Source organism: Cellulosimicrobium sp. 72-3 (assembly GCF_013127315.1).
In the GTDB taxonomy this organism is placed as follows: Bacteria; Actinomycetota; Actinomycetes; order Actinomycetales; family Cellulomonadaceae; genus Cellulosimicrobium; species Cellulosimicrobium funkei.
Genome location: NZ_CP053419.1, coordinates 2,179,694 through 2,193,636 on the forward strand (window position 1 = coordinate 2,179,694; position 13,943 = coordinate 2,193,636).

14 protein-coding genes and 1 tRNA gene are annotated in these 13,943 nt (G+C 74.8%); 4 read left to right on the plus strand and 11 right to left on the minus strand.

What is annotated here, in order from left to right:
- Positions 1 to 37 precede the first annotated feature (37 nt).
- The 9 genes from HKK73_RS09905 to HKK73_RS09945 form a co-directional block, all read right to left on the minus strand.
- Positions 38 to 790, minus strand: a complete 753-nt coding sequence (locus HKK73_RS09905; protein ID WP_171468734.1) for an SCO1664 family protein — start codon at positions 788 to 790, stop codon at positions 38 to 40.
- Positions 791 to 912: 122 nt separating this feature from the next.
- Positions 913 to 1,461 (minus strand): DUF3090 domain-containing protein, encoded by a 549-nt coding sequence (locus HKK73_RS09910; RefSeq protein WP_034652290.1) that lies wholly within the window; start codon positions 1,459 to 1,461, stop codon positions 913 to 915.
- Between the two features lie 64 nt (positions 1,462 to 1,525).
- Positions 1,526 to 2,230: a histidine phosphatase family protein gene (locus HKK73_RS09915; protein ID WP_171467911.1), complete on the minus strand. Its 705-nt coding sequence runs from the start codon at positions 2,228 to 2,230 to the stop codon at positions 1,526 to 1,528.
- 24 nt (positions 2,231 to 2,254) lie between these two features.
- Positions 2,255 to 2,680: a hypothetical protein gene (locus HKK73_RS09920; RefSeq protein ID WP_171467912.1), complete on the minus strand. Its 426-nt coding sequence runs from the start codon at positions 2,678 to 2,680 to the stop codon at positions 2,255 to 2,257.
- Positions 2,681 to 3,024: 344 nt separating this feature from the next.
- Entirely contained in the window at positions 3,025 to 3,654 is a 630-nt protein-coding gene (locus HKK73_RS09925; protein ID WP_114553576.1) for a DUF305 domain-containing protein, read from the minus strand.
- 93 nt (positions 3,655 to 3,747) lie between these two features.
- A complete protein-coding gene (locus tag HKK73_RS09930; protein ID WP_144723230.1) occupies positions 3,748 to 4,161 on the minus strand; it encodes a DUF6153 family protein in 414 nt (137 codons plus the stop codon).
- Positions 4,162 to 4,257: 96 nt separating this feature from the next.
- Positions 4,258 to 4,331 (minus strand) — tRNA-Pro (locus tag HKK73_RS09935).
- A 70-nt stretch (positions 4,332 to 4,401) separates the two neighbouring features.
- Positions 4,402 to 5,754 (minus strand): MFS transporter, encoded by a 1,353-nt coding sequence (locus HKK73_RS09940; protein ID WP_253705607.1) that lies wholly within the window; start codon positions 5,752 to 5,754, stop codon positions 4,402 to 4,404.
- Positions 5,751 to 6,395 (minus strand): GntR family transcriptional regulator, encoded by a 645-nt coding sequence (locus HKK73_RS09945; protein ID WP_171467913.1) that lies wholly within the window; start codon positions 6,393 to 6,395, stop codon positions 5,751 to 5,753. Before HKK73_RS09945 ends, HKK73_RS09940 begins: the two co-directional genes overlap by 4 nt.
- 193 nt (positions 6,396 to 6,588) lie before the next feature.
- Between HKK73_RS09945 and HKK73_RS09950 the strand changes: the two genes are divergently transcribed.
- Entirely contained in the window at positions 6,589 to 7,767 is a 1,179-nt protein-coding gene (locus HKK73_RS09950) for a Fic family protein (protein ID WP_253705608.1), read from the plus strand.
- A gap of 42 nt (positions 7,768 to 7,809) precedes the next feature.
- Here the strand turns inward: HKK73_RS09950 and HKK73_RS09955 are convergent, their stop codons facing one another.
- Both HKK73_RS09955 and HKK73_RS09960 read right to left on the minus strand, forming a co-directional pair.
- Entirely contained in the window at positions 7,810 to 8,379 is a 570-nt protein-coding gene (locus HKK73_RS09955) for a putative immunity protein (RefSeq protein ID WP_171467915.1), read from the minus strand.
- 124 nt (positions 8,380 to 8,503) lie between these two features.
- Complete coding sequence (locus HKK73_RS09960; protein ID WP_171467916.1) at positions 8,504 to 9,340, minus strand: alpha/beta fold hydrolase; 837 nt, start codon at positions 9,338 to 9,340, stop codon at positions 8,504 to 8,506.
- A 196-nt stretch (positions 9,341 to 9,536) separates the two neighbouring features.
- On the opposite strand from HKK73_RS09960, the gene HKK73_RS09965 reads away from it, so the two are divergent.
- From HKK73_RS09965 to HKK73_RS09975, 3 genes are all read left to right on the plus strand, one after another.
- A complete protein-coding gene (locus HKK73_RS09965; protein ID WP_083711810.1) occupies positions 9,537 to 11,054 on the plus strand; it encodes an MFS transporter in 1,518 nt (505 codons plus the stop codon).
- A gap of 172 nt (positions 11,055 to 11,226) precedes the next feature.
- A complete protein-coding gene (locus tag HKK73_RS09970; protein ID WP_171467917.1) occupies positions 11,227 to 11,976 on the plus strand; it encodes a cohesin domain-containing protein in 750 nt (249 codons plus the stop codon).
- A 68-nt stretch (positions 11,977 to 12,044) separates the two neighbouring features.
- Entirely contained in the window at positions 12,045 to 13,901 is a 1,857-nt protein-coding gene (locus tag HKK73_RS09975; RefSeq protein ID WP_253705609.1) for an amidase family protein, read from the plus strand.
- The last annotated feature ends 42 nt before the right edge of the window (positions 13,902 to 13,943 follow it).

A 13,943-nucleotide genomic window follows, 5' to 3' on the forward strand; every position in this document is an offset into this window, starting at 1 on the left:
TGACGCTACCCGGGGCGCGTGCCGCTCGCCCGGGAGGTCAGAACAGCGGCCACGGGACGGCGGGCATGTCGCCCTCCGGTGCGGGGAACCGTGCCGTGCGCAGCAGCCGGTCGCAGCGCTCCGCGAGGGCGGCCACCTCGTCGGGTGCGAGGAGACCGCGCAGGCGGTGGGCGAGGTCGCCGTCGAGGCCCGCGCGCACGCGCTCGACGCCCGCGAGCTCGACGTCGGCGAGGGGCTCGCCGAGCCAGCCCCAGAGCACCGTGCGGAGCTTGGGCTCGACGTGGAAGGTGACGCCGTGGTCGACGCCGAGGCGCCGCCCGTCCGCCAGCGGCAGCACGTGCCCGCCCTTGCGGTCGGCGTTGTTCACGACGGCGTCGAGCACCGCCATCCGCCGCAGCGCCGGCGAGTCCTCGTGCACGACGCTCACCGGGCGGTCGTCCTCGTCGACGCCCTCCAGCACCGTCCGCACGCCGTCGCGCGGCACCTCGTCGGTGGGCACGACGTCGACCGGGGACTGCGCCGCGTCGACGTCCTGCCAGAGCTGCACCATGCCCACACCGAGCGGCCCGTCGCGCAGCCACGTGCGCGGCACGACTCCCCCGCCGAACACCTCCGAGACGAGGTACGCGGCGACCTCGCGGCCCGCGAGCGTGCCGTCCGGGAAGTCCCACAACGGCTTCTCGCCCGCGACCGGCTTGTACACGACCGAGACGTCGCCCAGCCGGGCGAGGAACGTCGCGTTGGACGCGACGCGGATCCGCCCGACGACGTCGAGCGGCGCCTCGGTCAGGGCGGCGTCGAGCGGGGTGCCGGCAGGGTCAAGACCGGACGGCGGGACGGCAGAGCCGAGGCCGGGCGGCGAGACAGCGGGGTCGACGTCGGACGGCGCGGCGGCGTCGTCGTGCGGGGTCGTCACGCCTCGCCGGGCAGCGCGCACTCGTGGCCGTCGGGGTCGACCGGCCGGCCGCACAGCGGGCACAGGGGGCGGCCCGCGCTCACGACGGCGCGCGTGCGCTGCGCGAACGCGCGCGCCGTCCCCACGGGCATCTTGACGAGGAGCGACTCGGCGGGCTCCGGCTCGTCCGCCTCGGGGTCGAGGTCGTCGTCGTCCACGAGCGGGAACGCCTCGACGATGACCTGCGCCGTGCGCGGGTCCCAGGTCAGGCGCATCGCGCCCGTGCGGAACTCCTCCTCGACCGGGAGGTCCAGCGGGTCGTCGTCGACGAGCTCGGCCGGGACATCGGCGGGGACGCTGTACCGGTTGTCGGGCTCCTCCATGAGCTCGTCCAGCAGGCGCTGGATCGTGTCCGCCAGGACGGCGGACTGCTCCTTCTCGAGCGCGACGCTCGTCGTCCGCGTGCCTTCGCGCGCCTGCAGGTAGAACGTGCGGGAGCCGGGCGACCCGACGGTCCCCACGACGACGCGGTCCGGCCAGTCGTACTCGTGGACGAGAGTGGGCATGACCTCACTCTACGAGCGCACGGCCCGTCCGCACGGGACGGCCACGGGTCGGACGTCGGCTCGGCTACCGCGCGGCGTCGGCCTGGCCCGGCCCGGCGCCGCCGCCCACCGGCGCGTCGCCCGCGGGCGCCGCGCTGCGCAGCCAGGAGAGGTCGCCCGCGTCGGTGTTCACCGCCACGACCTCCGGGCGGTGCGGCCCGTACCGGACGACGGAGATCGATGCCGGGCCGACGACGATGCGCTGGAAGAGGTCCAGGTGCACCCCCAGCGCGTCGGCGAGCACGGACTTGATGACGTCGCCGTGCGAGACCGCCGCCCACACCGCGTCCGCGCCGTGGCGGGCGGCGACCTCCGCGTCGTGCCGCCGGACCGCCTCGACGCCCCGGGCCTGCATCGCGGCCAGCGACTCGCCGCCCGGGAAGACGGCCGCCGACGGCTGCGCCTGCACGACCGACCACAGCGGCTCCTGGGCGAGGTCCTTCAGCGCACGCCCCTGCCACTGCCCGTAGTCGCACTCGGTGATCCCGTGCTCGGTCAACGACTCCAGGTCGTCCGCCTGGTGGTCGAGCACGGCTTGCGCGGTCTGCCGGCACCGCTCCAACGGGCTGGTGACGACCCGCGCGAGCGGCACGCCCGCGACGCGCTCGGCCGCCCGGGCCGCCTGGTCACGCCCGACGGCGTCCAGCGCGACGCCGTCGGCCCGCCCGGCGAGGATGCCGCTCGCGTTCGCGGTGGTGCGGCCATGACGGACGAGCAGGACGGTCGGCATGCCCCGAGCGTAGGTGACCGACGCTCAGCCCGCGGCGGCGGCGTCCGGGGGCGGTGGTACCTCGGCCTGGGTCGAGATCACCCGCGGGGCCAGCTGGTCGGGCAGGGGCGCCAGGCCCGGCCCGCCCGCGCGGATCCAGGAGTGCAGGGCGGCGGTGAGCTCGTCGCCCGCCAGCTGCTCGAACCAGGCGGGGCCGGCGGCGCGCGCGGAGGGCACCGGCCGCACCACGACGACGTCCCCGCGCTCGCACGCGTCGAGGCAGTCGACGACCGTCAGGCGCGCGTCCCCGCTCTCGGCGATCCGGCGCAGACGCTCGAGCTGTCCGCCGGGACGGGTGTCGGTCGCGGCCAGCGTCTCCCCCGCGCACAACCCGCACGCCGTGATGCCGGGCACGGTGCGCGCGGTGCGCGGACGACGTGCCCGCTCGTCGGTCGGGATCGTCGCCGTCACGCGCCAATACCCCGGTCACGAACCGTCGTCGCGCCGTGCCCGCTGCGATGTGCTCGGGACATGCTGGCTGCCCTACTTCCTGTCGTACCGGCGGAACCCGCGGACCACCGCCGCATATACCCGGTAAGGGTATATCGCCTGAGCGGAGGGCCCGCTCGCTCGACCGGCCCGACGCCGCCCGGGATCGGCTTGCCCTGGGTTCAATCCCCCGGAACAGGGTCCGATGAGCAGTGAAGGGTCGCCGCGCACGACCTGGCCGCCGTGCATGTTCGGCGCGCTGCTCGACCCTCTGGCATGGGCCGCGGGGCGCGCGCACGTCGGTGCGCACGCCCCGCGGGGCGGGATCAGCTCGAGGCGAGCAGGTCTTCCATGGTGGAGATCTCGGCCTGCTGGGTCTCGACGATCTCCTGCGCCATCGCGACCGCGTCCGCGTTCTCGCCCTCGTCGACCTGGGTCTGCGCCATCTCGACGGCACCCTCGTGGTGGACGATCATCTGCTCGAGGAACAGCTGCCCCGCCTCCGCGCCCTGCGCGGCGTCCAGGGCCTGCATGTCCTCCTCGCTCATCATCCCGTCCATCGACCCGTGGCCCATGGCCTCGTGGTCCATGCCGCCGGACTCCTCCATCGGGGAGCCCCACTCCTCCAGCCACGTGGTCAGCTGCTCGATCTCCGGGCCCTGGGCGTCCTTGATCTGGTTCGCCAGATCCGTGACCTCAGGGTCGACACCGTCCTTGGCCAGGATGACGTCGGACATCTCGATCGCCTGCTCGTGGTGCGGGATCATCATCTGGGCGAACATCACGTCCTGGTCGTTGAACGTGCCGCCCTCCGCCGTGCCGTCCTGCTCCTCGGCCCCGGTCGTGGCGGACGACGGCGCCGCCCCGCTCCCGGGCTCGTCGTCGGTCGAGCACGCCGCCAGGCTCGCGACGGTCACCAGCGCGATCGCCGGCACCAGCACACTCTTGAACTTCATGGGACAGACCTCTCGTCTCGGTACTCAGGAACCACACGCGCCCCGGTGCGGGGCGTATCGGTCGACGCAGGGTGCGTCGACGGCGTGCGGCTCCTACGTCCGAGAGATTCCGAGAAGGTGCAGCGACGGCGCGAGGCCGACGAAGGGCTGAGCGCGCCCCGGTTCGACGAGGCGGGACCAGACGGGGGTGAGGCGTGCCAGGAGGCCGCGCCCGGGGCGCACGAGGGCGAGCAGCACGACCAGCACCATGAGGCACATCGCCGACGCCATCTCGTGCCCGCCGCAGTCGAGGCAGCCACCCTGCTCGTGGTGCCCGGGGCCGTCGTCGGCCACCGGTGCACCCGCGGGGTGGCTCGTCTCCGCGATGACCGCCGCAGGCCCGACGTGGGCCGTCGACGACCCGCTCATCGCGTGCATCGTCACGACGCCGAGAAGCAGCGCAGCGATCAGCAGGGCACCCGAAAGGCCTCGCCGGCGCCCGGCGAGCAGCGAACGGAGTGCGGCCATGAGCTGCATGTCGCCGCCACCCTAGCAAGCGGCCACCCGGTCCGGTCACGGCACGACGAGAAGAGGGACCGACAGGTGCCGGTCCCTCTTCGTGTGTCGGGCTGACAGGATTTGAACCTGCGACCCCTTGACCCCCAGTCAAGTGCGCTACCAAGCTGCGCCACAGCCCGTGGCTGGATCACCTGGCCCTCCCACGCAACACAACACCGCATGTTCGGACCCCGTGAAGCCTCGGATACTCTACCCCATCCGTAACGCCTCCAGAGCACCGTTTGCCCCGGTCGGGGATGTGCGGTCGGTCTCGCCGGAGGTCGCCACGGCGTCCCGCTCCCCCGTCGGCAGGTGCGCGCGCCACGCGCTCGCGACAATCACCAGGCAGACCGCGGCGATGACCAGGCCGCCGAGGAACATCTGCGCGTACGTCCACCGCACGGACAGCGCCGCGAGCGCCACGGGCACGCAGAACCCGATGTACGTGAGCGAGTAGTAGACGGCCGTCAGGCCGGCGAGGTCGTCGGGCGTCGCGATGCGCTGGACCTCGCTGAGCCCGGCGACGAGCGCGAGCCCGTAGCCGGCCCCGAGGACCATGGCGGCGACGAGCGCCGTCGGGAGGTCGAGCCGCGCCGAGGCGTAGGCGCCGAAGCCCATGCCGACGACGACGATGGACATCGCCACGACGGACGCCCGCGCGCTGTGCCGGGTGTCGATGAGGCGGCCGAGCACCTGGATGCCGACCCCGCAGCCGAGGCCGAGCACGGTCATGAGCCCGGAGAACGCGATGGGCGCGCTGCCCGCGCTGGCGGACACGAGGCCCGGCAGCACGGCGTAGGCGCTGCCGGCGCACCCGAACACCCAGGGGGCCACGGGCACGACGACGCGCAGGAACCGCCGGTGCGCGACCGCCGGCACGCGCAGGTCGTCGCGCAGCCGGCCCCGGGCTCCGCCGTCGGGCACGACGCGCGTCTCCGGCACGCCCAGCAGCCAGACGCCGGTCGCGACGGCGAGCGCCGCGTGCAGCAGGTAGGCGGTGTGCGTGGGCCAGGGCGCCCACTGGGCGAGCACCGCTGCGACGCCGGCGCCGACGAGGAAGCCCAGCGTGAGGGCGAGGCCCGCGCGGCGGGCGCCGGAGCCGCCGTCGGGCACGCCGGACGCGTGGGCGGCCACATCGCTGAGCTCCTTGACCCAGGTGGTGCCGACGGCCATGACGAGGCCCAGCGCGACGCCGCACAGGACGCGCCCTGTCGCGAGCAGCGCGGCGGACGACTCCCCCGCCGCGAGCACGAGCGACCCGGCCAGCGCGATCGGCGCGGCGGGCAGGAGCAGCGGGCGGCGCCCGTACCGGTCGGAGAGCGGTCCGCCGAGCAGGAGCGCGGGGACGATCCCGAGCACGTACGCGGCGAGCAGCGCGTCGACAGTCACCGCGGAGAAGTGCCCGACCTCCCGGTACATGACGAGCAGGGGCGTGAACTCGTTGCCGCCCCACGCGACGGCGAACATCACCGCCGCGACGGCGAGCCACGCCCGCGGCCCGACGGCGGCGCTCACCCCCGGCGCGGAGGCCTCGGTCGTGGGGTCCGAGGCAGCCGCGCTCACAGGCCGACCCTCGCGTCCTCGAGGTGGCGCTGGACGCGGCGCTTGTAGGTGCGGGTGTCGCGCACCTCGAGCGCGTCGACGAGCGCGCGGTGCCCGGCAACGAACGTCGTCGCCCGGCCCGGGTCCCACCGGACGCTGTGCGCGACCATCCGCTGCTGGCGCTCGCGCAGGCTCACGAAGAACGTGGTGAGCAGCGCGTTGCCCCCGGCCGCGACGATCTCCTGGTGGAACCGCGCGTCGAGCGTCGCGTACTCCGCGACGTCGCCGTCGGCGACGGCGGCCTCCTGGGCGGTGACGAGGTCGCGCAGGAGCGCGACGAGGGTGGCGAGCTCGGTGTCGGGCAGGCGGACGACGAACTGGGCGGCGTGCGTCTCGACGAGCAGGCGCGCGTCGAGGACGTCGTCGGCCTCGCCGGCCGCGACCGGCACGACGAGCGCGCCGCGCTTCGGGTAGAGCCGGAGCAGGCCCTCGGCCTCCAGGCGCAGGAACGCCTCCCGGACCGGCGTGCGGCTCACGCCGAGCTGTTCGGCGATCTCGCCCTCGCTCGTCATGGACCCGCCGGGCAGGCTCCCGTCGAGGACGCGGGACTTCACGTGCCGGTACGCCTGCTCCGTGGCAGAAGCGCTGGTGGTGCGTGGCATAGATACATGATGCATCTATCGTGTGCACGACATCGACCGCAAACGCTCTCCGAGGCCGTGCGGTTCGACACACCGAGCGCGGAACCCTCGAGTGATAGTTGACGCCGCCCGTTACTTACAGTTTCGCCGAAACTGTAAGTAACGTGACGCCATGGAAGCAGTTCAAGCGCTCGCTGTCCCAGCGGTAGCTCACGTGAGCCACTACTGGACAGCAGAGAACGACGGCCTCTCGACGCGTGCGCAGGTGGCGGCTGGCTCGGGACCTTACGAGTCCACCATCCCGACCGCCATCGCGGACTACTCCCCCGTACTGACGCCGCAGCAGTCCGCCGACGCCGAGGAAGCAGCCGCCGCTCTCGCACGCTTCGACTCGTACGCCAGCGCAACGCTCGGGCCGGACAACCCCGCCCTGGGTCCGATGTCCTCGATCCTGCTGCGCACCGAGTCCGCTTCCTCGTCGCAGATCGAGAACCTGACGGTCGGCGCCAAGCAGCTCGCGCTCGCCGAGATCGACCTGACGGCGAGCACCAACGCACGCACCGTCGTCGCGAACGTCCGGGCCATGCAAGCCGCGATCGACCTCGCCGACCGGCTCGACGAGGCCTCGATCCTCACGATGCACCGCGAGCTCCTCGCCGGGCAGCCCGGTTGGGAGGACCACGCGGGGCGCTACCGAGGCACTCTGGTCTGGGTCGGCTCGTCGAGCATCAGCCCGAGAGGCGCGACCCACGTCGGGCCCCAGCCAGAGCTCGTCCCTGGAGCGATGGCGGACCTGATGGCCTTCGTCCGCCGGGAGGACCTTCCCGTCCTCGTCCAGACCGCCGTCGCGCACGCGCAGCTCGAGACGATCCACCCGTTCACGGACGGCAACGGCCGCACCGGCCGGGCCCTCGTGCACGCCATGCTGCGCTCGAAGGGCCTCACGCGGAACACCATCGCCCCGGTCTCCGCGGGCCTCCTCATCGACACCGAGGCCTACTTCGACGCGCTCACCGCGTTCCGCGCCGGTGACGCCTGGCCGATCGTCGAGCAGCTCTCCCGCGCGAGCCGGTTCGCCGCGACGGCCGGAGCGCGGCTCGTCGACGACCTCGCGGGACAGGTCGCCACAGCGCGGGAACAGCTTTCCGGGCTACGGCCCCAGGCCTCCGCCTGGAGCGTCGTGCCGCACCTCGTGGCCCATCCGGTGATCAACGCGGCGTTCCTCCGCGACCACCTCGGGTTCAGTGACGTCACCGCCCAGCGAGCGCTGAGCCAGCTCGCCGATGCGGGTGTCCTCCGCGAGCGCAGCGGCCTCCGGCGCAACCGGGTCTGGCAGCACGAGGGGATCCTCGCCGTCCTGGACCTGTTCGCCCAGCGGATCCGGCGCAGCTGACGACGCCTGGAGGTCCCGGCGGGTGCCGACTACGTCCGCTCGTCAGTCACGAGGCCCTCCGAGCCCCGTGCCGTCCCGCAGCGCCGCGTCGAGCCGTCGGACCAGCTCGCCGACACGACCGCCGCCGCCCGGCGCGGGCGGGTAGCGACGCAGCACCGCGACGACCTCGGGCGTCGCGAGCGCCCGCGCGGTGTCGAGCCACCTGCTCGCGACGCTCTCGCCGGACCCGTCCCCGCCCGCGGCGAGCGCGGCGGCGTGCGCAGCGTGGGCGGCGGAGCCGAGGACGTGCTTGACCTGGTGGGCGTCGGCGATCGGGTGCAGGTACGCGGCGCCGGCTGCCGCCATCGCGGCCCGGGCGGCTTCGGCGGCAGCGGGGTCGCCCGCCTCCTTCGCCGCGCGCAGTGCCGCCCAAGCCGTGTCGCGCAGCGCCTTGCCGCGCGCGCCGCCGTCGGCGAACGCGCGGGCCGCGTCGACCGCCTCGCGGGGGCGTGCGTCGTCGGGCCGGACCGCCTCGACGAGCTCCAGCGCCGGCTCCGCGCACCGGGCCGCGTATTCCGTGACCGCCCGCAGGTCCTCGATGCTCAGCTCGACCGCAGCCGCCGTCGTCGTCACCGCTCGCTCCTCGCTCTCGCGCGCTCCCGTCCGTGCCAGGACGCGGAACGCCCTGCGAGCACCGTACCGAGCCGGGCACCCTCACGTCCCGACCCACGACCCGGCCCGCGGCGCACACGACGGCTCACACGACCGGCCCTGCGCCGCGCGCGACCTGGAGCACCCGCGCGACGCCGGGCTCGTCGGGGTCGTCGGTGATGTCGCGCCCGTCGAGCCAGCACCCGACGACGTGCGCCAGCTCGCCGGGTTGGCTGAAGTTCATCGCGTGCGGAGCGCCCTCGATCGCCGCGACGGTCACGTGCGGGGGCGCGAGCGCCCCGACCTCCCGCACGCGCCACGGCGGCGGCATGAGCGGGTCGCGCGTGCCGAGGACGGCGAGCGTCGGCACGGGGACGCGCAGCACGCGTTCGAGCGAGGGGAACCGGGCGAGCTCGGCGAAGAGCTGGAGCGCGTTGACCGGCCCGAACCGCACGTAGTCGGGCACGGCAACGCGCGCCATGCGCGGGCTCTCGCGCACGGCGTCGCGCGCGAGCTGGGTGAGGGCGCGCCCGAACGGCTGGTTGTGCACGCCCCCGGCCGGCGAGGCGAGCACCACGCCGGCGACCCGGTCGGGGGCGGCGTGCGCGACCTCGAGGCTGACGGGCCCGCCCATGGAGTTGCCGAGCAGGACGACCCGGTCGAGCCCGAGGGCGTCGAGCGTCGACAGGAGCGCCCACGCGAGGGCGGGGATGCCGAGCGGGTGGCCCCACTCCTCGCTGCGCCCGTACCCGGGCAGGTCCGGCACGACGGCGGTCGCGCGGTGGGCGAGACGCTCGGCCGTCGGGAGGAGGTAGGTGCCGGAGATGGCGAAGCCGTGCACGTGCACGATCGGCACGGCGCCCGCGACCTCGGGTCCGGAGCGCACGAAGACCTCGCGGCCCTCGACGGTGACGTGGCGCGACGTCCACCCCTCTGCGGCCATACCGCGATCCTCCCAGTCCCCCGCGCCGACCTCGGCGGCGCGGGCGGCGGAGCACCCGCGACGGGTGAGGCGCCGGGACGACCCGGGCGGCGAGCATGGACCCCGGACGGGGGTCGACGTGGAGCAGAGCACGGGTCGCACCGCGGGTCGGCCGACGGCGGCCGACCGGCGCCTCGCGCTGCTCCTGGCCGCCGCGATGTTCGTGCTCGTGGTGGACACGTCGTTCATGAACGTGTCGATCTCGGCCGTCGTGCGCGACCTCGGCACGACCGTGAGCGGCGTCCAGACGGCGATCGCGCTCGAGGCGCTCGTGTCGGCGTCGTTCATCCTCGTGGGCAGCAAGGTCGGCGACCTCGTGGGCCGGCGGCGCGCGTACGTCGTCGGGCTGCTCGCGTACGGGGCGGGCGCCGTGGCGATGACGCTCGCCCAGAGCCTCGTGGCGGTCGTGGTCTTCTGGTCGGTCATCGGCGGGCTCGGAGCCGCGCTGCTGCTGCCGGCGATGCAGTCGCTCGTGCACGGCAACTTCGAGGGCACCGCGCGCAAGGCGGCGTACGCGCTCGTGGGCGCGGCGGCGTCGATCGCGGCGGCGGTCGGGCCGCTGCTCGGCGGCGTCATCACGACGACGCTGTCGTGGCGCGTGGCGTTCGGGCTCGAGGCCGTGGTGATCGTCGTCGTCCTCGTGGGCGTGCGGCTCGTGCGCGACGTCCCGTACACGGGCGACCGCGCGGTGGACGTGGTCGGGACGGTCCTGTCCGTCGTCGGGATGGGCGGCGTCGTGCTGGGCGTGCTGGTGTGGCAGGAGGGCGGCGAGGCGGTCGGGGCGCTCGTCCTCGTCGGTGCGCTGGGCTTGGTGGGCCTCGCGTGGTGGCTCGTGCGCCGCGCGCGGGCGGGGCGGACGACGCTCGTCGACCCGGGGCTGTTCCGCTCGCCCGCGTTCCGGATCGGGGTGTCGCAGCAGCTCCTGCAGCAGGTCGCGCTGGGCGGGGCGATGATCGCGCTGCCGATCTTCCTGCAGATGGCGCTCGGGTACGACGCGCTGCTCGCGGGCCTCTCGCTCGCCCCGCTGTCGCTGACGATGTTCGCCGCCGCCCTCGTCGCGGGCAAGCGCCCCGGCCGACGGCGGCCGGCCTCCCGCGTGCTCGCGGGCTTCCTCCTGCTCGTCGTGGGCGTGGTGGCGCTCGTCGCGGTGGTGCCGAGGGCGTCGTCGGGCTGGTGGCTCGCGCTGCCGCTCGTCGTGGCGGGCGCCGGGCTGGGGCTCCTGGTCTCCCAGCTCAACGCGTACACGCTCTCCCCCGTGCCGGAGGAGCGCGCGAGCGAGGCCGCGGGCGTGAGCTCGGCTGCCGGGTCGTTCGGCCTCTCGCTCGGCCTCGCCGTCGCGGGCGCGGTCATGCTGGCGTCGCTCGCGGCGGGGTTCACGGCGCGGGCGGAGGCGAGCGACGTGCTGCCCCCGGACGACAAGGAGCAGGTCGCCCGGGTGCTCGAGGACGACGCCGAGATCATGAGCGACGCCCAGCTCGTCGAGCTCCTCGCCGACGAGCCACCTGCGGTGCGGGCGGAGGTCGTGGCCATCAACGACGACGTGCGGGCGCGGGCGCTGCAGGTCGCGCTCCTCGTGCCGCTCGTCGCGGGGCTCCTCGGCGTCGTCGCGGCGCTGCGCATGCGCCGCCTGCCGGACCCCGAGGTGCGCGAGGGCGAGCCGCCGGTCCTCGGCTGACCCGCGTCGTCGGGATCGTGACCGGACCGAGACCCTGTTCGTTGCTCGTGCTAACCGTCGCGAAACGCCCGGGAAACAGCGACTTGTGAGCATCGCTGACGGCAGGGGGCCCCACCACACGACCGCCGGTCGCGCCGTACCTCCGCGCGCCCGGAGGAAGGACCGCTCGCCCATGACCCGTCCCGTCCCCCGCAGACGGCTCCGCGTCCGCGCCGCCCTCGTCGGCGGTCTCGCGTGCGCCGCGGCGGCCCTCGCCGCCCCCGCGCACGCCGCACCGTCCGTCGCCCAGGTCTCCCTCTCGGCGCCCGCGTCGGTCGAGGTCGGCGCGGAGATCACCGTCACGGTCGCCGCGTCCGGTGCCGTCGACCTCTACGCCTACGACCTCGCCGTCGCCTACGACCCCGACCTCGTCGAGCTCGTGGACGACTCCGTCGTGACCCCGGACGGCGGGTTCGCCGACGCGACCGACGACGCAGCCGGGACGGTCGTCGTCACGCACACGCGGCTCGGCACCTCGCCCGGCCTCGAGGGCGACGTCACCCTCGCGACCCTGACGTTCACCGCCGTGTCCGACGGCGCGGCGGCCTTCGCCGTCCCGACCGCCACGCTCGTGGGCGCCGACGCCGGGACGGCGACGCTCACCGACGCCGCGAGCGCCACGACGACCGTCACCGCGGCCGACGTCCCGCCCACGGCGGAGCCGACGGACGGGACCGCCACGCCGCCCGTCGACGACGGCGGCACCACACCCCCCGGGGACGACGGCGCGTCCGACTCGTCGTCGTCCCCGTCCGGGGAGGCCTCGGGCGGCGCGCTCGCGTCGACCGGGGTGAGCGTCGCGTGGTTCGTCGGCGCCGCGCTCCTCGCGGTCGCCGTCGGCACGGGCATCCTGCTCGCGCGGCGTCGGGCGGCCACGCGATGACCGGCCCGCTGCCCCGCCCCGACCTCTCGCCCGCGCACCGCGCGCCCGTCCCCTCGAAGGAGCCGTCCGTGACCACGACCCACCGGCGCGCCGCCACCGGCGGGCTCGCCGCCCTGACGATCGGCGGCCTCGTCCTCGGCGTCACGACGGCGCCCGCCGCGACCGGTGCTCCCAGCGCCGAGCCCGCGCCGCTCCTCGCCCCCTACTGGACCGCGCTCGACCTCACGGGCGACCAGCAGGTCACGACCGACGACCTCGCGGTCGTCGCCGCCGCGCTCGGCGCGACGTCGGCCGACGCGGTGTGGGACGACGTCGCGCCCGCCGACACGGACGGGGACGGCACGATCACGGTGACCGACCTCGCCGCCGTCTCGCAGCGCATCGTGTACGACGACGGCCCGTTCGAGCTCGTCGAGGCGTCCGTGCTCGACATGCAGGCCGCGATGAACGCGGGCACGACGACGTCGGTCGCGATCACCCAGGAGTACCTCGACCGGATCGAGGCGTACGACACGACGCTCGTCGACACGGGCGCCGGCGGGCGGCCGCTGCACTCGATCATCAGCACGAGCGACGTCGCGCTGGAGGCCGCCGCGCGCGCCGACGCGGTCCGCGCGACGGACGGCATGACGAGCCTGCTGCTCGGCGTGCCCGTCGCGGTGAAGGACAACTACGACACGAAGGACATGCCCACCACGGGCGGCTGCGGCTGCTGGGACGAAAACCGGACGACGACCGACGCGACGATGGTCGAGGGCCTGCGCGCCGACGGCGCGGTGATCCTCGCGAAGGCCAGCCTGGACGAGTTCGCGTTCGGGTTCGCGTCGGAATTCTCCTCGTTCCAGGACGCGGGCACGAGCACGCTCGTCGCGAGCCCGTACGTCACGAGCCGCACGGCCGGCGGGTCCAGCGGCGGCACGGGCGCGGCCGTCGCGGCGAACCTCGCCGGTCTCGGCCTCGGCACGGACACGGGCGGGTCGATCCGCGTCCCGTCGTCGTACAACCAGCTCGTCGGCGTGCGCCCGACGGTCGGCCTCGCGAGCCGCGACGGCATCGTCCCGCTCGCGCTGAGCCAGGACACGGGCGGGCCGATGGCCCGGAGCGTCCTCGACGCGGCCGTCGCGCTCGACGCCGTCGCCGGGGTCGACGCCGCCGACCCGGTGACGTCGCGCCAGGAGGGCGAGGTCCCGGCGTCGTACACGCAGTACCTCGACGAGGGCGCGCTCGACGGCACCCGCATCGGCTACGTGCCGTCCATGCTCGGCAGCAACGCGGCGACGCTCCGCCTGTGGGCGCAGACCCGCGCGACGCTCGAGTCGCTCGGCGCGACCGTCGTCGAGGTCACGCCGCCCACCACGTGGTCGCCGGTCCTGCCGAACGGCTTCGCGAGCGTCCTCTCCGAGGGGTCGGGCTCGACGAACGAGTTCAAGCACGACCTCGACGCGTACGTCGCGACCCACCTCGCCCCGCAGGTCGAGGCCCGCACGCTCCAGGGGATCGTCGACTCGGGTCGCTACGTGCCGTCCCGCCGCAGCACGTATGTCTCGCGCGACGCGGTCACGGAGGAGACGTACCAGGCGTGGGCGGGCCCCGAGGGGTCGCACACGAAGGTCCTCGCCGAGGGGAAGGTGCTCGTCACCTCGATGCTCGACGACGCCGACCTCGACGCGCTCGTCTACCCGAGCGCCAACCCGTACGGGACGATCGGCACGAACTTGCGGCTCAGCCCGAACACCGGGCTGCCCGCGGTGACCGTCCCGGTCGGCCAGGCGGTCGCGACCGACGGCACCGTCACCGGCGGCGGCGTCAACCTCGAGCTGCTCGGCCGCGACTTCGACGAGGGCCCGCTGCTCGGCCTCGCGTACGCGCTCGAGCAGGCCACGCAGGCCCGCACCTCCCCCGCAATGTACGGCCCGCTCGGCTGAGCGGCCCACCACCAGCGCCGACGGCGGCCGTCCCCTCGCGGG